Genomic DNA, 20,844 nt, shown 5'->3' with positions numbered 1-20,844 from the left:
CGGTAAGGAACCGACAAGCCCTAGCACCCAGGACGTGGCGCCCTTGCCCTCTATGAGAACCGGGTACCTATGAACGCCGCCCCTGCAACCTTTGCCGCCATCCCCTTTATCGCCCTTGCGGCGCTCGTCGCCCTTGTCGCGGCCGTCGCGGTCAGGTCGAAATTGACCGGGCGCGGCATCGTGCCCGGCATGTTCCTGTGGCCCCTCCCCTTCGCGGCGCTCCTCGCGTTTCTCGGCGCGTGGTGCTCGATGGGGCTCGTCTCGATCGAGGTGACCGCGGCGGACTTCGCGGCGTACGCCGTGGTCGTCGCCGGCTGCGGGGCCGCCACCCTGTTGCGCCGCCGCGTGTTTGTGCGCATCGACGAGCTTGCCGGCGTCGCCTCCCACCTGTTGCGCGCGGGCCGCGACGTGGTCCTGCTCGCGCTGGCGGCGGCGCTCTCCGTCGCGGCGCTCGAGGGCTCCTGGAACGACACCGCCGCGCAGATTCCCGTGCTGTTCGCCTGCTTTGCCGTCGTCGTAGTGTTTATCGCCATGCTGGCGCTCTATTTCATCGGGCAGCGCACGGGCATCCTGCCCACCATCGCCGTCGTCGCCTGCCTTGCCTTTGGAATCGGCCAGCACTTCGTGCTGCTCTTCAAGTCCGCCGCCATCCTGCCGAGCGACCTGCTCGCCCTCGGCACCGCGGCGGCGGTGAGCGCGAACTATACCTACGAGCTCACGCTTCGCATCGTCCATGCGCTCGCGCTCGCGGCGGTGGCGATCGCCGTCCTTTCCTTCATCCATCCCGGCTTCTCGCGCGACCGCCGCGTTCTGGCGGCCAACGTCGCCGGAAACCTGTGCGCCGGCGCACTCGTCGCGGCGCTGTCGCTGGGATCGTTCAACTCGGTCGACCTCGAAGAGGCGCTCGACTTCACCTACGACGTCTGGATGCCGCAGCTCACCTATGCCCAGAAGGGCGTCATCCCCTGCTTCCTCGCGGTGCTGCAGGACCTTCCCATCGAGATGCCCGAGGGCTATGACCCAGACGACGCCGCGCGCACGCAGCAGTCCTATGCCGAGCAGTACGACGCCGCCCAGGAGCTCAACCCGGCGCGCCTCGAAGCCGAGGCCCAGTTTGACGCCATGAAGCCCGCCGTGGTCGTGATCATGAACGAGAGCTTCTCTGACCTGTCGGTCTACGAGGGCCTGCAGGCGGCAGGCTACACCGGGCCGACCTTCTACAACTCGCTCGCCGACACCCTCCAGCGCGGCACCCTCATGTCGTCGGTGGTGGGAGGCGGCACCTGCAACACCGAGTTTGAATTCCTGACGGGCAACTCCATGGCCTTTGTAGGCACCGGCAAGTACCCCTACCAGCTCTACGAGTTCAGCCAGGTCGACAACCTCGCACGCCAGTTTGGAGAGCTGGGCTACGAGACCTGCGCGATCCATCCCCAGCCGGGAAGCAACTGGAACCGCGACCTCGTCTACGACCAGATGGGCTTCGACCAGTTCCTCACCCTCGACGACTTCCCCGAGGCCGAGTGGTACCACTACGGCCCGACCGACCGCACCTGCTACGACCGCATCCTCGAGATGCTGCGCGAAGACCCCGACCCCCAGTTCATCTTCAACGTGACCATGCAGAACCACGGCGGCTACGACGCGGGCAGCGTGCCGGCGGAGGACCTTCCGAACATCTATCCCGAGGGCATCACCGACGCGGGAGTCCTCAACATGCTCAACACCTACCTCGCCTGCGTCCAGGCGTCCGACCGCGACCTCGAGTACTTCGTCAACGAGCTGCGCAACATCGGGCGCCCGGTGGTGCTCGTGTTCTTCGGCGACCACCAGCCCAACGGGGCGCAGGACCTCAACGACGCCTTCTATCCCGGCGAGGACGAGTTCACCCACTCGTGGCGCGAGTTCATGACCACCTACTTCGTGTGGGCAAACTACGACGTTGCCGGCAACGACCAGGTGAGCGCCTGGGACGAGCTGGGAGCCAACGCCCTCGGCGCCCAGATGATGCACCTCATCGGCGCCCCGCTCTCCGAGCAGCAGAAGGCGACCCTGACTGCACGCTCGAGCGTGACGTCGATCAACGCGCTCGGCTACCGTGGGGCCGACGGCATGGCCCAGGCGCTCGACGCCGACAGCTTCTACAAGGGCACCGTCGAAGACCTCGCCGACATGCAATACCTCAACTTCGCCGAGAAGGTCCAATAAGGAAGCCGGGATGAGTTCTGGGTACAATAGGGGCCGTACAAACCCCGCCCCATCGGGGCATGGCATAGAAGGGACACGCCATGGGATGTGAGCACGCCCAGGCCGCAGGAGGCCAGACCTCCCCGCAGCAGTTCGAAGAAAACACCCTTTCCGAGGTACGTCGTGTCATCGCGGTGCTCTCAGGCAAGGGCGGCGTCGGCAAGTCCTTCGTCACCGGCGCCCTTGCCGTCGAGCTCGCCCGCCGCGGCAACTCGGTCGGCATTCTGGACGCCGACATCACCGGCCCGTCCATCCCCAAGATGGTCGGTATGAGCGGCCGCCGCGCGAGCGGCCTGGGCAAGCTGCTGCTGCCCGAGGTCTCCGCCGGCGGCATCAAGGTCATGTCGTCGAACCTGCTGCTTGAGAACGAGACCGACCCGGTCCTGTGGCGCGGCCCGGTGATCGCGGGCGCCATCAAGCAGTTCTGGAGCGACACCTCGTGGGGCCCGCTCGACTACCTGCTCGTCGACATGCCTCCGGGCACGGGCGACGTCGCGCTCACGGTGTTCCAGTCGCTGCCGGTAGACGGCATCGTCGTGGTCACGAGCCCGCAGGACCTGGTATCCATGATCGTCGCGAAGGCCGTGAACATGGCGGACAAGATGAACGTCCCCATCCTGGGCGTCATCGAGAACATGAGCTATGTCACCTGCCCTGACTGCGGCAAGAAGATCGAGATCTTTGGTCAGAGCAAGCTCGAGGCGGTAGCCGAGAACTACGGCGTGAAGGTGCTCGGCCGGCTTCCCATCGACCCGGCGCTCGCCGCCGCCTGCGATGCGGGCCAGATCGAGACCGCGCTTCCCGCCGGACTGCTTCCCGACGCCCTGGCGGCATGCGAGGCGATCGAGCCGCACGACGAGCCGGACGCCTTCTCTTCCCCCGCGCCCGACGCCGCGGCAGCGGACCAGGCATAGGTGAAAGCCATCTCCACGACATATGACGTAGCGATCATCGGCGGCGGTGCCTCGGGGCTCGCCGCCGCGCTTTCTTGCGCCCGCGCCGGAGGACGCCCCGTCGTTCTCGAGCGCGACGTCGAGGCGGGCCTCTCCATCCTCGCCACGGGCAATGGCAGGTGCAATCTGTCCAACGCCCGCATCGACCCCGAACGTTATCGCCATCCCGACGTCGCGCAGGCGGTCTTTGGAGAGGAGCCCGAGCGGGAGCTTGCCGCGTTCTTCCTGTCGACGGGCATTGTGACCTGCGAAGTCGAGGGGCGTCTGTATCCCTTCAGCAAGCGCGCGGAATCGGTGCGCGACGCATTGCTCCGCGCCTGCGAGCGCGAAGGCGCCCGCATCCTACCCTGCTGCGACATACAGAAGGCGACCCGCACCCGAGACGTCTGGGAGCTCGCCGCGCTGCTGCCGCGCCGGACGCCGCGCGGCAAACGGGGTGCTGACGCCAAGGCGAACCTCCGCGCGCGCCGACGCGAGCTCGCCGATGCCGAGCGCATCGAGCACCGCATAGCCGCCCGAAGCGTCATCATCGCCTGCGGGGGCACCTCGCGCGAGACGGCGGCGCTCTTCGGCCTTCCCCATCTCGCCGAGCATCCCGTCCTGTGCCCGCTTTCCTGCAGCCTGCCGGACCAGCCCGGCGCACTCAAGGCACTCGACGGCCTGCGCGTCGACGCCAAGCTGACGCTCTATCGCGGCGGCGCCGGCGTCTGGAGCGAAGCCGGCGAGGTGCTCTTCCGCCCCTATGGCATATCCGGCATCGCCGCTTTCAACCTCTCGCGCCGCGCACGCCCGGGCGACGCCATCGAGATCGACCCGTTTTATCCCCTCACGCCGCAAGAGCTCTCCGACGTGTTCTCGAAGCGCAGCCTTGCCCTTGGAGCCGGGCCCGACAGCGGCCCCTCGTGGTTTGACGGATTCCTCGCCCGCCCGATCGCGTCCGTCCTGTCCCAGGCCAAGGCGCGCTCGCTTAGGCTGCAGGTCGAGGGGACGGCGGACGAGCGCTCCGCGCAGGTACGCCGCGGAGGCATCCCCTTCGACGCCGTAGAGCTGCCAGACCTGCGCGTTCGCCCCGACCTCGCCCCGCAGGTCCTCGCCTGCGGCGAGGCGCTCGACATGGATGCGGACTGCGGCGGGTACAACCTTGCGTGGGCATGGGCGTCCGGCCTTCGTGCGGGGGCGGCAGCGCTGGCGTAGGGACCATCCTTCCGAATAAGTCTGCCGGCGGCGCCCGTCCGCCCGCCTATTTTGCCGCTCGCCCGTTCTGTGGGCGGCTTCGCCAAAACATGCGGCGACCCTGCCGCAAAATGGGTACAACCAGGACACCAGCAGCCTGACTACGCCAGGTAGGCGGAGCATGCTGTTTCCCACCCCATCTTGCACCTCACGACCTGTGCACTTGAAAGGATCGCCGTGATCGAGATCAACGACATTCCCGCCACGCTTGCCCAAGGCCTGGGCAAACACAGCTGTCTGGCCGTGGGGCTGCGCGACGTGGTGCGGCTCTTCAAGTGCCTGCCGCATGAGATCGCCTCGATCGAGCTCCACCGCAAGTCCATCGATGCCCGCAAGAAGGACAACGTCCATTTTGTGCTGAGCATTCGTCTGCAGCTCATCGACCGCCTTGACGAGCACGAGGTCGTGCGGAGGGCGCCCGCGTCCGAGCGGCGCCGCATTCGCATCATCGAGAACGTACGCCCCTCCTTTCCCGCCGTCGTACCCCATCCCCCGATCCTGAGGCCCGTGGTGGTGGGCGCGGGCTGCGCGGGCCTGTTTTGCACGCTCGCCCTGGCAGAGGCGGGACTCAAGCCCCTGCTCATCGAACGTGGAGACGATGCTCGGCGCAGGACGGGGGCCATCGAGCACTTCATAGCGACCGCAGAGCTCGACCCCGAGAGCAATATCCAGTTCGGCCTGGGCGGCGCGGGAACGTTTTCCGACGGCAAGCTCACGACGGGAACCAAGAACCCCGCGCACCGCCTCATCCTTGAGACCTTTGTTGACGCCGGCGCCCCGCGAGAGATTCTATGGGACGCCAAGCCGCATGTCGGCTCGGATATCCTGCCCGACGTAGTCGAGCATATAGCCGAACGCATCCGAGAGCTGGGCGGAGAGGTCCGCTACCGTACGCGCCTTGTAGACATCGGCCGCTCCGGCGGCGACCGCGGCGCCATCACCGGCGTGACCATCGAGAGCGGCGGCGGCAGGGAGCATATCGCCTGCGACAGGCTCGTTCTCGCCTGCGGGCACTCCGCACGCGACGTCTTCGAGCTCCTGCAGCGCCGCGGCGTCACCTTGCGGCGCAAGGTCTTCGCCGTAGGCGTGCGCATCGAGCACCTGCAAGCGGACATCGACCGAGCCCAGTATGGTCCGGCGGCAGGCCACCGCGCACTCGGCGCCGCCCCCTACAAGCTCGTGGCGCACCTCCCCGGCGGGCGCAGCCTGTTCTCATTCTGCATGTGCCCCGGCGGCCAAGTCGTCGCCGCCGCGTCCGAACCGGGCGGCGTGGTCACCAACGGAGCAAGCCTCTATGCGCGCGACGGCGAGAACGCCAACGCCGCCCTGCTGGTCAACGTCACGCCCGAAGACCTCCCCGGCGACGACCCGCTTGCCGCCATCGAGCTGCAACGTGCTTGCGAGCGCCGCGCCTTCGAACTGGGCGGAGGCGCCTATCGCGCACCCGCCCAACTTGTAGGCGACTTCCTTGAGCGTCGCGCCAGCACGGGAGCCGGCGGCATCGAGCCGACCTATCCTTTGGGCGTCACCTGGTGTGAGATTGACAGCGCCCTTCCCAGCCATGTCGTCAACACGCTCCGCGCGGGAATCCCCGCCCTCGATCGAAAGCTCCACGGATATGCGAACCCCGAGGCGGTGCTCACGGGCGTCGAGACGCGCTCAAGCTCCCCCGTCACCGTGGTGCGAGACCGCACCTGCCAGGCGGAGGGGACTCCGGGGCTCTTTCCCTGCGGCGAAGGCGCGGGCTATGCCGGCGGCATCATGAGCGCCGCGACGGACGGCGTCCGGTGCGCCGAGGCCCTCATCGCCAGCCTGCGCGACAGCAACGACTAGACCACGTCTCGACAAGACGTGTTCGCGCGACCTGTTTGCACCCCGTCCGTGCGACCTGCTTGCGCGCGCTCTGGATCTGCCTCACGCGCTCCCGCCAAGAGTCTGGTCAGATGCGATGCCTAGATTGGCCACGCGGCCCCTGGATCGGTCGCACGAGACCTAGCTTGTCCATGCGATCCCTAGATAGGCCACACGATTCACCCAAAACAAAAGCGGCCGCCGAGATTCGTTCTCGACGGCCGCTGGCAAGCATGGCGACGGCTATGATGGGCCGTACCCGAGCCTGAGGGCCCTCATCCAGGCTGGCAAGCCCATGCCCGAGGCTAAAGTTCATTCCCGAGGTTTATGGTCCGTCCCAAGCCTAGGATTCCATTCCGAGCTGATGAAGCTTGCCCGAACTGGGCTCCTTACGCAGGCCTGGGACGAAGCGGGCCTTCGTCGCGTGCGCGTCCTACGCTTCGGCAGGCTTCTGCGTGAGCTCGAGCGCACCGTAGACAAAGCCCCAGGCGGCCACGAACAGCATGAGGGCGACGACGCCCAGCTGGCCGTCCAGCCCCGCTACGCCCAGCAGGCTCATGAACGCGAGCACCCACGTGGCGCCGGCGACGGCGAGGACCGCAAGCCACTGCCCGGCCTCACGCACATACATGTCGAGCGCAACCAGCAGCAGGTAGAATGCGGCGACGATGCCCATGGCGCCATACGTCACGGCAAAGGCGGGCAGGCTCACCGGGAAGTTGAGCGCCCAGAGGCCCGCCAACAGCATGGCGACGCCAAGCACCGGCTCGGCCCAACCGAGCGTGCGGGGCGAGCGGGACGCGACCGACCCGAAAAACACGGCAAGCCCCATGACGATCGCACACCAAGGAACGGCGGAAAGCAGCCCTTCGGCGCCGCCCAGCGGCGTGATGAGGAACAGCCCCCTTCCACCCTGGGGAGGCGTGACAAACACATAGAACGCCATGAAGAAGCAGCAGGCCGCCATCGCGACGAGGCCCCACTTCACGTCGGAAAGACGAGCAACGAACGCCTTCGCGTCGAACTCCTTGTATTCCAGCTCATATTCTTCCGGCATAGCAAACCCCTCTATCGATGCGAGACGCCGCGCGGCATCTCGCCCTCTCTCCTCCGCGCCATTATACCATCGACGACTCTCTAGGCAGCAGCCCCGCGCGACGCGGCGAGCGCATGGCGCACCGCCCGACCAAGCGCGGCCCCGCAGGCCATCTTGACCACGTCGGGCACCGCGAAGGGAACCACGCACAAGAGGAGCGCCGTCGCCACATCGGAGCCGGATGACAGCACAAACCAAGCGGTGCCCAGCACATACGAAGTCAACAGCAGCACGACAAGGGCGAGCGGCAGGCGCGTCGCGGAGGGCAGGGCGCGCGCATCGCGCACCAGCGAAGCCAGAAGCTCGCCGAACAGGAAGCCGACGAGATAGCCGCCCGTAGGACCGCAAAGTACGCCGACGCCGCCCATGAACCCGGCAAACACCGGAAACCCGATGCCGCCCAGCACCAGATAGGCGCCGACCGCCCATGCCGCGCCCCGCCCGGCGAGCACCACGGGCAGCATGGCGAGCACCATGGTCTGCAGCGTAAACGGCACGGGCCCCAACGGGATGCTCACCCAGGAGCTGACGGCGAGCAGCGCCACGCACACGGCGATGCGGGCGATCTCGCGCGAATTCATCGAAGCCATGACGACCTCCCTGTCGTTTGGCGACCGCTCGGCGGGCCGGACGGACTTGTGAAGCGACTGTGACGATTCAGCGTAATTGTACCCTCGCATCCAGACCCCCGCCAGCCGTTTGGTACCGTATCAACGGTTGACGGTTGTTGAATTATCGTCAATAAGGAAACCGAGACGAGCATTCCATCCCTGCGGGACACTTCACCCGCACCAGGGCGAATGGAGAAAGGAGGGGCGCGACCATGCCTTTTCGTATCGTCGGCACAGGCTCTGCCCTGCCCGAGCGCGTGGTGACCAACGACGAGCTCTCGACGTTTCTCGATACGAGCGACGAGTGGATTCGCACCCGCACGGGCATTCGCGAGCGCCGCGTCGTGAGCGAAGAGTCTCTCACCGACCTCGCCTGTGCCGCGAGCCGACGTGCCCTCGAGGCAGCTGGCGTCGCTGCCGAAGACCTCGACCTCATCGTGTGCTCGACCACGACCCCTGACTACATCATGCCCGGCCAGGCCTGCGCGGTCGCGGCGTCGATCGGCGCCGAATGCGCGGCCTTCGACCTTTCGGCAGCTTGCGCGGGCTTCGTATTCGCCCTCGACGTCGCCGAGGGCTGGTTCGCCCGCGGCCGCGCGAGGCACGTCCTCGTGGTCGCCGCCGAAGAGATGTCACGACTCGTCGACTGGTCGGACCGCGCGACCTGCGTCCTGTTCGGCGACGGCGCCGCGGCATGCGTGCTCGAGGCTGCCGACGACGGCCTGCTCGCCATGGACCTCTCGACCTCGCCCGACATGCATGCGCTCGCGGCCCCTGGCATTGCGGGCAGCTCCCCCTTCAAGCAGGGCGAACGTCCCGCAAGCATCCTCTCCATGGAGGGGCAGCGCGTGTTCAAGTTTGGCGTGACCACCATCTGCAGCGCCGTCAAGCTGCTGTGCGCAGAGGCGGGCGTCGAGCTTGGAGACATCGACCATTTCGTGTTCCACCAGGCAAACGAGCGCATTCTCTCGGCCGCCGTCGCGCGGCTGAAGCTTGATGACGCAAAAGTCGCCCGCACGCTCGAGACCTGCGGCAACATCTCGAGCGTCTGCATTCCGCTCACGCTCGACAACCTTGTGCGCACAGGGGCCCTCGAAGAGGGCGACCTCGTGGCGATCGTCGGCTTTGGAGCCGGCCTCGATACGGGCGCCTGCCTCCTTCGCTGGAGCTGACGGCCACAGCGGCCAAGCGTGCCTCTCGCGGCCACGCTCATGGAACCCTTGGCTGCACACCGACCACCCTTCGTGTCCACGGCGCATCCGGCGCCTGGCTATAACCCGTAAAGGAGAACCATCATGGCAGAGTCCACCACCTTCGACCGCATCTGCGACATCATCCGCGAGAACGGCGGCGCCGGCGACGTCGAGCTCACCCTCGACACCAAGCTTGCCGACGCCGGCCTTGACAGCCTCTCCACCGTCGAGGCCGTCATCGCCTGCGAGGACGAGTTCGGCATCGAGATCGAGACCGAGCAGAACCCCGCCACCGTGGGCGAGTTCGTCGAGCTCGTCGAGTCTCTGATGGAGAAGTAACATGCTGCACACTGCTATCTGCGACATTTTGGGCATCGAGAAGCCCGTGTTCCAAGGTGGCATGGCCTGGATCGCCGACGCAAGCCTCGCGTCGGCGGTCTCTGAGGCCGGCGGCCTCGGCATCATCGCCGCCATGAACGCCAACGCCGAGTGGCTGCGCAACGAGATCCACGAGCTGCGCTCGAAGACCGACAAGCCCTTTGGCGTGAACGTGATGCTCATGAGCCCGTTCGCCGACGAGGTCGCCCAGGTGGTCATCGACGAGCACGTCCCCGTGGTCGTCACCGGCGCCGGCAACCCCACCAAGTACATGAAGGCCTGGGAGGCCGCAGGCATCAAGGTGATTCCCGTGGTCGCGTCCGTCGGCCTTGCACGCCTGGTCGAGCGCGCCGGCGCCACCGCCGTCGTCGCCGAGGGCGGCGAGTCGGGCGGCCACGTGGGCGAGGCGAGCACCATGGCGCTCGTTCCCCAGGTAGTCGACGCCGTAAAGATTCCTGTCATCGCCGCAGGCGGCATCGGTGACGGCCGCGGCGTCGCCGCCGCACTCATGCTGGGCGCCCAGGGCGTCCAGGTCGGCACCCGCTTCCTCGTTGCCGACGAGTGCACGGTCTCCGAGGAGTACAAGAGCCGCGTGCTCAAGGCCAAGGACATCTCCACCATCGTCACCGGCAGGCGCGACGGACACCCCGTGCGCTGCCTCAAGACCCCCTTCACCACCACCTACGCCCGCCTGGAGAACGAGGGCGTCTCCGAAGAGGAGCTGGGCAAGCTGGGCGCCGGCGCCCTGCGCAAGGCCGCCAAAGACGGCAACTATGACGAAGGATCGTTCATGTGCGGCCAGATCGCCGGCATGGTATCGAGCCGCCAGACCGCTCTCGAGATCGTCGACGACCTCGTAGAGGGCGCCGAGCAGCTTCTCAAGGGGGCGCCGGCATGGGTTCAGTAGCGCTCCTCTTCGCCGGCCAGGGCGCCCAGCACCCCGGCATGGGAGCCGAGCTCGCCGCGGCCGAGCCCGCCGCCAAGGCGGTCTTCGACGCCGCCGACGAGGTGCGCCCCGGCACCTCCCAGCAGTGCTTCGAGGGAACCGCCGAGGAACTCGCCCAGACGGCGAACACGCAGCCCTGCGTCTTCGCCGTAGACCTGGCATGCGCCCGCGCGCTTGAGGCCCATGGCGTACACCCCGCCGCCGTGGCGGGATTCTCGCTCGGCGAGGTCGCGGCGCTCACCTTTGCAGGCGCCTACACCGACCACGCCGGCTTCGAGCTCGTATGCCGCCGCGCCGCGTTCATGGCGGATGCCGCCGAGCGGCATCCGGGAAGCATGCGCGCCGTCGTGAAGCTCGACGCCCCGACGGTCGAGCAGCTCGCCGCGGAGGCGGGCGACGCGTGGCCCGTGAACTACAACAGCCCCCAGCAGACCGTCGTCGCCGGCACCCCCGAGGCGCTGGAGCGCCTGGACTCCCTCGTGCGGAAAGCGAAGGGCCGCTCCATGAAGATGGCCGTGTCGGGCGCCTTCCACAGCCCCTTCATGGCCGATGCCGCGCAGGCCTTGGACAGCTATCTGGCGGACGGGCACGAGCCCGGCTCGCCGAGCATCCCCGTCATCGCCAACCGCACGGCAGAGGCCTATCCCGCAGACGCGGCCTCTCGTCGCGAGCTCCTCGCCGAGCAGGTTGCCTCTCCGGTGCAATGGGTGCGCACGCTGCACGAGCTCGAGCGCCGCGGCATCGACACCTTTGTCGAGGTGGGCCCGGGCAAGACCCTTACCGGGCTTGTCGCGCGAACGCTCCCGGACGCGCGCGCCCTCTGCTGCGAGACGCCCGAGCAGCTGGGCCAGGTGCTCGAAGCACTCGAAGCCTGACGGCGGCAGGTGCCAAACATCGAGAAACGCGGGCGCGTCGCCGCCCGTCTTCCGACGACTGCGCCATGGCATGGCGCCCACACATTGAAAAGGAGTGTGACGGATGGATTCCAAGACCACAGACGAGAGCCGCGACCAGGGGACCCGCTGCGCCCTCGTGACCGGCGGCTCGCGTGGCATCGGCCGCGCCGTCGCGACGTCGCTTGCACGCGACGGCTTCGACATCGCGGTGGTGTACGCCGGAAATGACGAGGCGGCGCGCGAGACCGTGCGTGAGGTCGAGGCGCTCGGGCGCGTGGCGCGCGCCTACCGCTGCGACGTCTCCGACGCCGAGGACGCCAAGGCATGCGTGTCCCAGGTGGCATCCGACTTCGGCGGCATCTGGGTGCTCGTAAACAACGCGGGCATCACCCGCGACGGCCTCATGGCCCGCATGCGCGACGAGGATTTCGCCCGCGTGATCGACGTCAATCTGACGGGCACCTTCAACATGGTGCGCGCCTGCAGCCGCATCTTCATGCGTCAGCGCGGCGGCCGCATCATCAACCTGAGCTCCGTCGTGGGCCTCATGGGCAACGCCGGCCAGGTGAACTACGCCGCCTCGAAGGCCGGCATCATCGGCCTCACAAAATCGGTGGCGCGCGAGCTTGCCGGCCGCAACGTCACGGTCAACGCCGTGGCACCCGGCTTTGTCGAGACCGACATGACGGCGAAGCTCACCGACGCCGTCCGCGCGCACTATGAAGAGCAGATTCCGCTGGGCCGCATGGCCGCCCCCGAGGAGGTCGCCGCCGTGGTGAGCTTCCTCGCAAGCGACGCCGCCTCCTACGTGACCGGCGAGGTCATCAGGGTCGACGGCGGCATGGCGATGTAGCCGCACGAGCAATTGGGAGAGAACATGGAACGTAGAGTCGTCATCACCGGCATGGGCGCCGTCACGCCCGTCGGACTCACCGCGCAGGAGACCTGGGAGTCCCTTGTCGCCGGCCGCCCGGGCATCGGGCTCATCACCCGCTTCGACACCGCCGACTTCAAGGTCAAGGTCGCCGCCGAGGTCAAAGGTTTCGACGGCAAGGACTATGAGGGCATCGACGTCCGCCACCAGGACCTGAGCTGCCAGTACGCCCTCGTCGCCTCCGACGAGGCGTGGAAGGACTCCGGCCTCGAGGACGACGCCGAGCTCGACCGCGACCGCGTGGGCGTATACGTCGGCACGGGAATCGGCGGGCTCGGCTCGTACACCGTCAACGTCGACACCATGCGCCAGCGCGGACCTCGCCGCGTGTCGCCCTTCATGATCCCCATGATGATCGCGAACATGCCAGCGGGCGAGATCTCCATTCGACACCATCTGACCGGCCCCACCCTGCCCGTGGTGACGGCATGCGCCACCTCCGCCCACGCCGTCGGCGAGGCCTTCCGCGCCATCAAACACGGCTACGCCGACGTCATTCTTGCCGGCGGCACCGAGGCCGCGATCCTTCCCGAAGCCGTAGCGGGCTTCACCAACTGCAAGGCGCTCACCCTGAATCCGGACCCTGCCACGGCCTGCCGTCCCTTCGACGCAAACCGCGACGGCTTCGTCATGGGCGAAGGCGCCTGCGTGCTTGTTCTCGAGGAGTACGAGCACGCCGTGGCGCGCGGCGCGCACATCGTGTGCGAGGTCGCCGGATACGGCAACACCGCCGACGCCTACCACATCACGAGTCCCGACCCCGACGCCCGCGGCATCACGCGCGCCATCGCCGACGCGGTGTCCGAATCTGGCATGAAGCCCGAGGAGGGGCTCTACATCAACGCCCACGGCACCTCGACCAAGCTCAACGACAGCACCGAGACCGCCGGCTTCAAGCTCGCCCTCGGCGAGGAGGCGGCGCGCTCGGCCCACATCTCGTCCACCAAGTCCATGACCGGCCACATGCTGGGCGCCACCGGCGCGGTCGAGGTCATGGCATCGGCGCTCGCGCTCGAGCATGGCATCGTGCCGCCCACCATCGGATACGCCGAGCCCGACCCGGCCTGCGATCTCGACTACACCCCGGGCGAGGCAATCGAGGCCGAGCTCGCCTGGGCGCTCACGACCAACCTGGGCTTCGGCGGCCACAACGCCGCCCTGGCGCTCAAGGCCTACAAGGGAGAGTAACCTATGAAGATCGATGCACAGAAACTGGACGAGGTCGCCGCCCTTATGGAGCGGCACGGCCTCTCGCGCGTACGCCTTGCCGAGCAGGACGGCCGCGTCGTCGAGCTCGAGCGCGCCGCGAGCGCGCCCGCCGCTCCCGCTGCCCCCGTCGTGATGGCGGCTCCCGTACCGAACGCCATGCCCGCGCCCGCCGCGGCGCCTGCGGACTCCGGAGCCGCCGCGCCCGAGGCCGCGGAGCCCGCAGGCGAGGCACCCCTCGACATGGCCCACGTCCGCGAGGTGTCCGCCCCCATGGTCGGCGTCTTCTACGCCGCCCCCTCGCCCGGCGCAGAGCCCTTCGTAAAGGTCGGCTCCAAGGTCCGCCGCGGCGACACGCTCTGCGTGATCGAGGCCATGAAGCTCATGAACGAGGTCGTCGCCGAGTGCGACGGCGAGATCGTCGACGTATGCGTGAAGGACGGCGAGCTTGTCGAGTACGGCTGCTGCCTCATGAAGATCGATGAGGAGGCCGCCGCATGAACCGCGAGGAACTGAAGCGGATCCTGCCGCACCGCGAGCCCATGCTGCTGCTCGACGAAGCCGAAGTCGTTGACGGCGAGGCGCACGGCAAGATCACCATTACCGGCGACGAGTACTTCGTCCAGGGCCACTTCCCGGGCAACCCGGTGGTGCCGGGCGTCATCCAGTGCGAGATGCTCGCGCAGAACTGCTGCGTCCTCATGGGCGACGACCCGGCCCTCGCGGGCGCGACGCCGTATTACACCAGCCTGGACAAGGTGCGCTTCAAGCATCCCGTTCATCCGGGCGACACGCTTGAGCTGACCTGCCGGCTCACCCGCGCCCGCGGCCCCTTCCGCTTCTGCACGGGCGAGGGCCGCGTGAACGGCGAGCTCTGCGTCCAGGCAGAAATGTCGTTTGCCCTCATGCCGGCAGCCGGCAGCGCCGACGCCTGATCGGGAGACTCCCATGTTTAAGAAGATTCTCATCGCGAACCGCGGCGAGATCGCCGTGCGCGTGATTCGCGCCTGCAAGGAGATGGGCGTCGAGACCGTCGCCGTCTACTCCACCGCCGACGCGGACGCGCTGCACGTGGCGCTCGCCGACGAGGCCTATTGCATCGGCGGGCCCAGGCCCCAGGAGAGCTACCTCAACGAGGAGGCGATTCTCACCTGCGCCGTCGCGAGCGGCGCCGCCGCCATCCACCCTGGATACGGCTTCCTTTCTGAAAACGCGTCGTTTGCGCGCAAATGCCGCGAGTGCGGCCTGGTGTTCATAGGCCCCTCTCCCGAGGTGATCGAGCGCATGGGCGACAAGGACGCCGCCCGTCGCTGCGCCCGCGACGCCGGCGTGCCCATCGTTCCCGGCTGCGACCTGCTCGCGAATCCCGAGGAGGCGGTCCAGGAGGCCACGCGCATCGGCTGCCCCGTGCTCATCAAGGCCCGCGCGGGCGGCGGCGGGCGCGGCATTCGTCGCGTCGAGCGCCCCGAAGACGCCGGCTCCGCATTCATGGAGGCCAAACTCGAGGCAGAGGCGGCCTTTGGCGACGGAGAGTGCTACATGGAGAAGTTCGTGCACCCCGCGCACCATGTCGAGGTGCAGATCCTCGCCGACGCCCACGGAGGCGTGGTCGCCCTTGGAGAGCGCGAGTGCTCCGTGCAACGCCGCAACCAGAAGCTGCTCGAGGAGAGCCCCGCGCCGTGCCTGGAGGGTCACGACGACATCCGCGACCACATGTATCGAGCCGCCTGCGACCTGGCACGCGCCGTGGGCTATGTCGGCGCCGGCACCATCGAGTACCTCTATGCCGACGATGGAAGCTTCTACTTCATGGAGATGAACACGCGCCTGCAGGTCGAGCATCCGGTCACCGAATTCGTGACCGACGTCGACCTTGTCAAATGGCAGCTTCGCGTCGCCGCCGGCGCCCGGCTTCCGTTCTGCCAGGACGACATCCATATCACCAAGCATGCCATCGAGTGCCGCATCAATGCCGAGGACGCGCAGTTCCGCCCCTCATGCGGCACGGTGCGCATGCTGCACGTGCCGAACGGCCCCTGGGTGCGCTTCGACTCGGCGCTCTACCCGGGCGCCGTGGTGCCTCCCTACTATGACTCCATGCTCGGCAAGCTCATCGTTTGCTCGCCCACCCGCGAGGAAGCGATCCGAAAGATGCGCTCGGCGCTCTCCGAGCTCATGGTCGAGGGGGTGCAGGAGAACAGCGACCTGCAGCTCGACATCCTTGCCAACCCCGAGTTTCTTTCGGGAACCTATCACACCAACCTGATGGAGCACCTCTATGAGAGCTAAGCGAAACGGCGTGAACAAGCTCGAGGGGCCCGTGACCGACGTCCCCGTGGAGCTGCCGCCCCGCCGCCTATATGTCAAATGTCCCAGCTGCCGCCGCATCATCGACCAAGACCAGCTTGAGGAGGGCCTCGATGTCTGCCCGCGCTGTGGCCACCACATGCGCATCGGCGCCCGTCGGCGCATCGAGCTCACCGTCGATGCGGGAAGCTTCGAGGAATGGGACGCCGACCTCGCCGCCACGGACTTCCTCTCCTTCCCGGGATATGCCGAGAAGCTCGCCGCGACGCGCGCGAAGACCGGAGAGGTCGATGCGGTGGTATGCGGACGCGCCAGCATCGGAGGGATGCCCTGCGCGCTGTTCGTCATGAACGGCGACTTCATGATGGGGTCGATGGGCGCCGTGGTCGGCGAGAAGATCTGCCGCACCTTTGAACGTGCCGACAAGGCGGGGCTTCCCGTCGTGGGCTTCACCGTCTCGGGCGGGGCGCGCATGCAGGAAGGGACCACCTCGCTCATGCAGATGGCGAAGGTCTCCGGCGCCGTCCTTCGCCATCGCGAGGCAGGCCTCCCCTACCTCGTCATGTTGACCGACCCCACCACCGGCGGCGTCACGGCAAGCTTCGCCATGGAGGGCGACGTGATCATTGCCGAGCACGACGCGCTCGTTGGATTTGCCGGGCCCCGCGTGGTCGAGCAGACCACCCACAAGCGCCTGCCCGCCGGCTTCCAGCGCTCAGAATTCCTGCTCGACCACGGCTTTGTCGACATGGTCGTCGACCGTCCCAACGTGCCGTCCGTTCTATGCGAGCTGCTCAGCCTGCTTTCCGGCAAGGCGCCTGCGGCCGGGTCGCTCCACAGCCTTGCCCATCTCCCCGGCGAGGTCGGCAAGCGGGGCGGGCGCCACAAGCGCCTCCCCGCGCCGAAGACGCCGTGGGACGTGGTGCGCAACGCCCGCTCCGCCGACCGCCCCACCTGCCTTGAAATCGTCGAGCGAAGCCTCGACGGCTTCATCGAGCTTCATGGCGACCGTCGCTACGGCGACGACCACGCCATCGTCGCCGGCCTCGGCTGGATCTGCGGCCGCGTGATAGCCGTCGCCGTCACCGAGCGCGGTCGCAGCACCAAGGAACGCGTCGACCGCAACTTTGGCTCGGCCAACCCCGAAGGCTACCGCAAGGCGCGTCGCGTCATGCTGCTCGCCGAGCGCTTCGGCCTGCCCATGGTGTGCCTCGTGGACACCTCGGGGGCCTATTGCGGCATCGGGGCGGAGGAACGCGGGCAGGGCGAGGCCATCGCCACCAACCTCATCACGATGTCCGGCCTCAAGACGCCCATCGTGAGCGTCATCGTCGGCGAGGGCGGAAGCGGCGGCGCGCTGGGTCTCGCCGTGGCCGATCGCGTCCTCATGCTGGGCAATGCGGCATACTCCGTCGTGAGCCCCGAAGGCTGCGCCTCCATCTTGTGGAAGAAGACCAACCGCGCCCCCGACGCCGCCGAGGCGCTGGGACTCACCGCCGACACCCTCTCGAGCCTGGGCGTCATCGACGGCGTCATCGAAGACGCGGGCCTCGACGCCGCAGAGCTCGCGGACCGCGTGTGGAAACGCGTCGGCCACGAGCTCGACGAGCTCGACGGGCTCGGCCCCGACGAACTCGTCGAAACACGCCAGAAGAAGTTCCGCGCCATGGGAGAAGGGGTCATATGCTCGCTATCGTAACCGACTCCACCTGCGCCCTCACGCGCCACGAGGCGGAGCTCCTGGGCGTCGAGGTCGTGCCCATGACCTATATCGTCGACGGGCGGCGCCTTCGCGAGCAGCCCCTCGGCGAGAATGGAGACTACGCCCAGACGCTCGAGAACGCCGCATCCGCCACCACTGAGGCAGTTCGTACGCTTGCCTTCGCAAAAGCCTTTCAGCGGCAGCTCAAGGCGGGAAACGACGTCTTGTGCCTTACCATCTCGTCCCGCCTCTCGGGAACCTACCGCAGCGCCTGCGAGGCCGCAGCGATCTGCAACGGCCCGCGAGGGAACGATGACGTCCACGTCGAGATCATCGACTCGTGGTGCACCGCCGGCGCCCTCGAGTTCCTCGTTCGCGCCAGCTGCATGCTCGCCCGCCAAGGCTCCTCGCTCGATGACATCGTCCGCAGCATCACGGAGCTCCGCGCCGGGCAGCAGATCGTCTTCAGCGTGCCCGACATGTCCGTGCTCCGCGGCAGCGGCCGGCTCGGCGCCATGAGGCAGTCGCTCGGCACCGTGCTCAACCGCTACCCGGTCATGCATCTCTCCGAGGGCGCCGTGGAACCCCTTTGCCGCGCCCGCGGATCGCGCGGCGTCGCCCGGGCCATGGTCGAGGCGGCCCCGCCGGATGCCAGCCAGTTCATCATCTCCCACTTTGGGGAGCGCGGCATCGAGCTCCATCACCTCATGCTCGAGCTTCGCGACCGCTTTCCCCGCGCCACCGTTCACGTTAAAGACGGCGGCCCGGTCCTCGCGGTAAACCTGGGCCTCGGCTCCATGGGCCTCGCCTGGGAGCAGCCGGCATAGGTCGGCCGTCCAGCTTGCAAGACCGGCTGACCCTGCGTGACGGGTCCATGCAAACGCGAGAAGGCCCCGGACCGGTCGCCGGCACTCCCCCGCCATGAGGCGACGGGGCGTTTGCCGGCGATTCGTACCGGGGCCTTCTCGCGCATCGGGGGCATACGGCCTCTAGTGTTTGCCCTTCCAGCCCTGACGCTTGCGCCCGCCGCCAAAGACGCTGCCCTTGCGTGCGTCGCGACGCAGACGCTCCATGATCTCGTCCTCGGTGCCCCCCTCGACGACCGCCTTGAGGTGAACGATGCTGTCGCGCAAGCGAGCCGCCTCCTCGAAGTCCATCGCCTCGGAGGCGCTGCGCATGTCGTCCTCCATGGTCGCGATGATCCGCAGCAGCTCGTCTTTCGGCAGATTGGCAAGCTCTTCGGCCAGCTGTTGGCCCGCTGAGGCAGCGACGCCGGGGGCGCCGTCGGCACCCTCCCCCGCAGGCGTGAAGAACTCGCCGTGGCCCAGAGAATCGCCACGGCTGCGGTCGCGCTTCCCAACGTTCTCCTCTGCCTCGGCAATGAAGCTAGAGATATCGTTGATCGCCTTGCGCACCGTCCTGGGCTCGATGCCATGGTCCTCGTTGAACTTCATCTGGATCTTGCGGCGCCGATTGGTCTCATCGATCGCCTCGCGCATCGAATCGGTGATGACATCCGCATACATGATGACCTCGCCGTCGGCGTTGCGCGCGGCACGGCCGATCGTCTGGATCAGCGAGCGGCGATTGCGCAGGAAGCCCTCCTTGTCGGCATCGAGGATCGCGACGAGCGACACCTCGGGAAGGTCGAGTCCCTCACGAAGCAGGTTGATACCCACCAGTACGTCGATCTTGCCCTGGCGGAGGTCCCTCAGAATCTCGACGCGGTCCATCGTCGCGGTGTCTGAATGCATATAGTTGACCTTGATGCCGGCGTCAAGGAGATGGTCGGTCAGGTCCTCGGCCATACGCTTCGTGAGCGTGGTCACCAGGACGCGCTCTTTGCGTCCGGTGCGCACCTTGATTTCGTCGAGCAGGTCGTCGATTTGTCCGCGCACGGGCCGCACGTCGATCTTTGGATCGAGCAGGCCCGTGGGGCGAATGATCTGTTCGACGTTATTCTGGCTCACGCGCAGCTCGTAGTCGCCAGGCGTTGCCGAAACATAGATGAATTGAGGGACGCGCGCCTCGAACTCGTCGAAGCGAAGCGGCCTGTTGTCGAGCGCCGATGGAAGGCGAAACCCATGCTCGACGAGTGTGACCTTGCGAGAGCGGTCTCCTTCGTGCATGCCGCGAATCTGAGGAACCGTGACATGGCTCTCGTCGATGATGCACAGCATGTCCTTTGGGAAATAGTCGATGAGCGTGAAGGGCGGCTCTCCGGGCTTGCGGCCATCGAGGTGGCGAGAATAGTTCTCGATGCCGTTGCAGTAACCCATCGTTTCAAGCATCTCAAGATCGTAGTCCGTACGCTGCTGAAGCCGCTGGGCCTCAAGAAGCTTATCGGAAGCCTTCAGCTCTGCCACGCGATGCTCGCACTCTTCCTCGATGGTCTTCAAGGCCTTGGTCACCTTAGGCTTCTCGGTAACATAGTGGGATGCAGGCCACACCGGAATCGCGTCATATTCACGGGTGATCTCGCCGGTGACCTCATCAATCTCGGCGATGAGCTCAACCTCGTCACCAAAGAATTCAAAACGCAGCGGATGCTCCGCATAGGGAGGAAACACGTCGACGACGTCACCGCGGACGCGGAAGGTGCCGCGAGCAAGATCGAAATCATTGCGGTCATACTGGATGTCGATAAGCGCATGGATGAAATCATCGCGCTCGAGCGGCACTTTCTTGTCGACATTGGGCGCGAGGCCCGCATAATCCTCCGGAGAGCCGATGCCATAGATGCACGAGACGGACGCAACGACAATGACGTCCCGTCGGCTCAGCAGCTGAGCGGTTGCCTGATGCCTCAACATCTCGACCTCTTCATTGATGGAGGCATCTTTCTCGATATACGTATCGCTCTGAGGAACATATGCCTCAGGCTGATAATAATCGTAATAGGACACAAAGTAGACGACGGCGTTGTGTGGAAAGAACTCTTTCAACTCGCTGGCAAGCTGAGCCGCAAGCGTCTTGTTGGGCGCCATGACAAGCGTGGGCTTTCCCAACGCCTCGATGGTTTTTGCCATGGTATACGTCTTGCCAGAACCGGTAACGCCGAGCAGGACCTGATAGCGGTCCCCATCCTGAACGCCCTGGACCAGCTTGGCGATAGCCTGAGGCTGGTCACCAGCAGGTTCATAAGGGCTTACCACGTGAAACTGAGCAGGCTCTCCAGCCACGCCAAATCGACGAAGCTCGCCGCCAACGCGCTCTACCTCAAAAGCCTCCATGACACCTCCAACGAGAAAAATGGGCAATCACTATAGCGCCTGTCTCTTATACACATCT

General features: G+C 66.9%; 18 protein-coding genes. 15 read left to right on the top strand and 3 right to left on the bottom strand.

All coding sequences use genetic code 11. The features are described 5' to 3' along the window. Positions 1–69: 69 nt before the first annotated feature. The 4 genes from H6A15_RS06580 to H6A15_RS06565 all read left to right on the top strand — a co-directional run bounded on the left by H6A15_RS06580 (position 70) and on the right by H6A15_RS06565 (position 6,266). On the top strand, positions 70–2,208 hold the full coding sequence (locus H6A15_RS06580; protein ID WP_204672960.1) for an LTA synthase family protein: 2,139 nt from the start codon (positions 70–72) through the stop codon (positions 2,206–2,208). A gap of 80 nt (positions 2,209–2,288) precedes the next feature. Further along, positions 2,289–3,161, top strand: coding sequence for an Mrp/NBP35 family ATP-binding protein (locus H6A15_RS06575; protein ID WP_204672959.1), 873 nt, complete (start codon positions 2,289–2,291; stop codon positions 3,159–3,161). Further along, positions 3,162–4,394, top strand: coding sequence for an NAD(P)/FAD-dependent oxidoreductase (locus tag H6A15_RS10445; protein ID WP_204672958.1), 1,233 nt, complete (start codon positions 3,162–3,164; stop codon positions 4,392–4,394). A 216-nt stretch (positions 4,395–4,610) separates the two neighbouring features. Continuing rightward, complete coding sequence (locus H6A15_RS06565) at positions 4,611–6,266, top strand: FAD-dependent protein (protein ID WP_204672957.1); 1,656 nt, start codon at positions 4,611–4,613, stop codon at positions 6,264–6,266. Positions 6,267–6,717: 451 nt separating this feature from the next. On the opposite strand, the gene H6A15_RS06560 is transcribed toward H6A15_RS06565, so the two are convergent. Together H6A15_RS06560 and H6A15_RS06555 are read right to left on the bottom strand one after the other, a co-directional pair. Further along, positions 6,718–7,341, bottom strand: a complete 624-nt coding sequence (locus tag H6A15_RS06560; RefSeq protein ID WP_204672956.1) for a hypothetical protein — start codon at positions 7,339–7,341, stop codon at positions 6,718–6,720. An 80-nt stretch (positions 7,342–7,421) separates the two neighbouring features. Further along, positions 7,422–7,970 carry a biotin transporter BioY gene (locus H6A15_RS06555; protein ID WP_239462426.1) on the bottom strand — a complete coding sequence of 183 codons (549 nt, stop codon included), beginning with the start codon at positions 7,968–7,970 and terminating at the stop codon, positions 7,422–7,424. Between the two features lie 233 nt (positions 7,971–8,203). Between H6A15_RS06555 and H6A15_RS06550 the strand changes: the two genes are divergently transcribed. The 11 genes from H6A15_RS06550 to H6A15_RS06500 all read left to right on the top strand — a co-directional run bounded on the left by H6A15_RS06550 (position 8,204) and on the right by H6A15_RS06500 (position 18,380). Then, complete coding sequence (locus H6A15_RS06550) at positions 8,204–9,163, top strand: 3-oxoacyl-ACP synthase III family protein (protein WP_204672955.1); 960 nt, start codon at positions 8,204–8,206, stop codon at positions 9,161–9,163. Positions 9,164–9,286: 123 nt separating this feature from the next. Next, complete coding sequence (locus H6A15_RS06545) at positions 9,287–9,523, top strand: acyl carrier protein (protein ID WP_204672954.1); 237 nt, start codon at positions 9,287–9,289, stop codon at positions 9,521–9,523. Position 9,524: 1 nt separating this feature from the next. Further along, the gene (gene fabK / locus H6A15_RS06540; protein WP_204672953.1) at positions 9,525–10,469 is read left to right on the top strand and encodes an enoyl-[acyl-carrier-protein] reductase FabK; all 945 of its coding nucleotides are present in this window, start codon (positions 9,525–9,527) and stop codon (positions 10,467–10,469) included. Further along, positions 10,457–11,383: an ACP S-malonyltransferase gene (locus H6A15_RS06535; RefSeq protein WP_204672952.1), complete on the top strand. Its 927-nt coding sequence runs from the start codon at positions 10,457–10,459 to the stop codon at positions 11,381–11,383. The genes fabK and H6A15_RS06535 overlap by 13 nt, the downstream gene beginning before the upstream one ends. Positions 11,384–11,486: 103 nt before the next feature. After that, positions 11,487–12,257 carry a 3-oxoacyl-[acyl-carrier-protein] reductase gene (gene fabG / locus H6A15_RS06530; RefSeq protein ID WP_204672951.1) on the top strand — a complete coding sequence of 257 codons (771 nt, stop codon included), beginning with the start codon at positions 11,487–11,489 and terminating at the stop codon, positions 12,255–12,257. 24 nt (positions 12,258–12,281) lie between these two features. Beyond that, a complete protein-coding gene (fabF, locus tag H6A15_RS06525) occupies positions 12,282–13,526 on the top strand; it encodes a beta-ketoacyl-ACP synthase II (protein ID WP_204672950.1) in 1,245 nt (414 codons plus the stop codon). 3 nt (positions 13,527–13,529) lie between these two features. Continuing rightward, positions 13,530–14,045 (top strand): acetyl-CoA carboxylase biotin carboxyl carrier protein, encoded by a 516-nt coding sequence (accB, locus tag H6A15_RS06520; RefSeq protein WP_204672949.1) that lies wholly within the window; start codon positions 13,530–13,532, stop codon positions 14,043–14,045. Then, positions 14,042–14,479 carry a 3-hydroxyacyl-ACP dehydratase FabZ gene (fabZ, locus tag H6A15_RS06515; RefSeq protein ID WP_204672948.1) on the top strand — a complete coding sequence of 146 codons (438 nt, stop codon included), beginning with the start codon at positions 14,042–14,044 and terminating at the stop codon, positions 14,477–14,479. Before accB ends, fabZ begins: the two co-directional genes overlap by 4 nt. 13 nt (positions 14,480–14,492) lie before the next feature. Continuing rightward, positions 14,493–15,833: an acetyl-CoA carboxylase biotin carboxylase subunit gene (locus H6A15_RS06510; protein ID WP_204672947.1), complete on the top strand. Its 1,341-nt coding sequence runs from the start codon at positions 14,493–14,495 to the stop codon at positions 15,831–15,833. Next, positions 15,823–17,550, top strand: a complete 1,728-nt coding sequence (accD, locus tag H6A15_RS06505) for an acetyl-CoA carboxylase, carboxyltransferase subunit beta (RefSeq protein WP_204672946.1) — start codon at positions 15,823–15,825, stop codon at positions 17,548–17,550. The genes H6A15_RS06510 and accD overlap by 11 nt, the downstream gene beginning before the upstream one ends. Then, positions 17,535–18,380, top strand: coding sequence for a DegV family protein (locus H6A15_RS06500; protein ID WP_204672945.1), 846 nt, complete (start codon positions 17,535–17,537; stop codon positions 18,378–18,380). The genes accD and H6A15_RS06500 overlap by 16 nt, the downstream gene beginning before the upstream one ends. A 162-nt stretch (positions 18,381–18,542) precedes the next feature. Here the strand turns inward: H6A15_RS06500 and uvrB are convergent, their stop codons facing one another. Further along, entirely contained in the window at positions 18,543–20,786 is a 2,244-nt protein-coding gene (gene uvrB, locus H6A15_RS06495) for an excinuclease ABC subunit UvrB (protein ID WP_204672944.1), read from the bottom strand. Positions 20,787–20,844 lie beyond the last annotated feature (58 nt).

Origin of the sequence: Enorma phocaeensis (assembly GCF_016901575.1) — a bacterium.
In the GTDB taxonomy this organism is placed as follows: Bacteria; Actinomycetota; Coriobacteriia; order Coriobacteriales; family Coriobacteriaceae; genus Limicola; species Limicola phocaeensis_A.
This window is presented reverse-complemented; position numbering and strand designations above follow the sequence as displayed.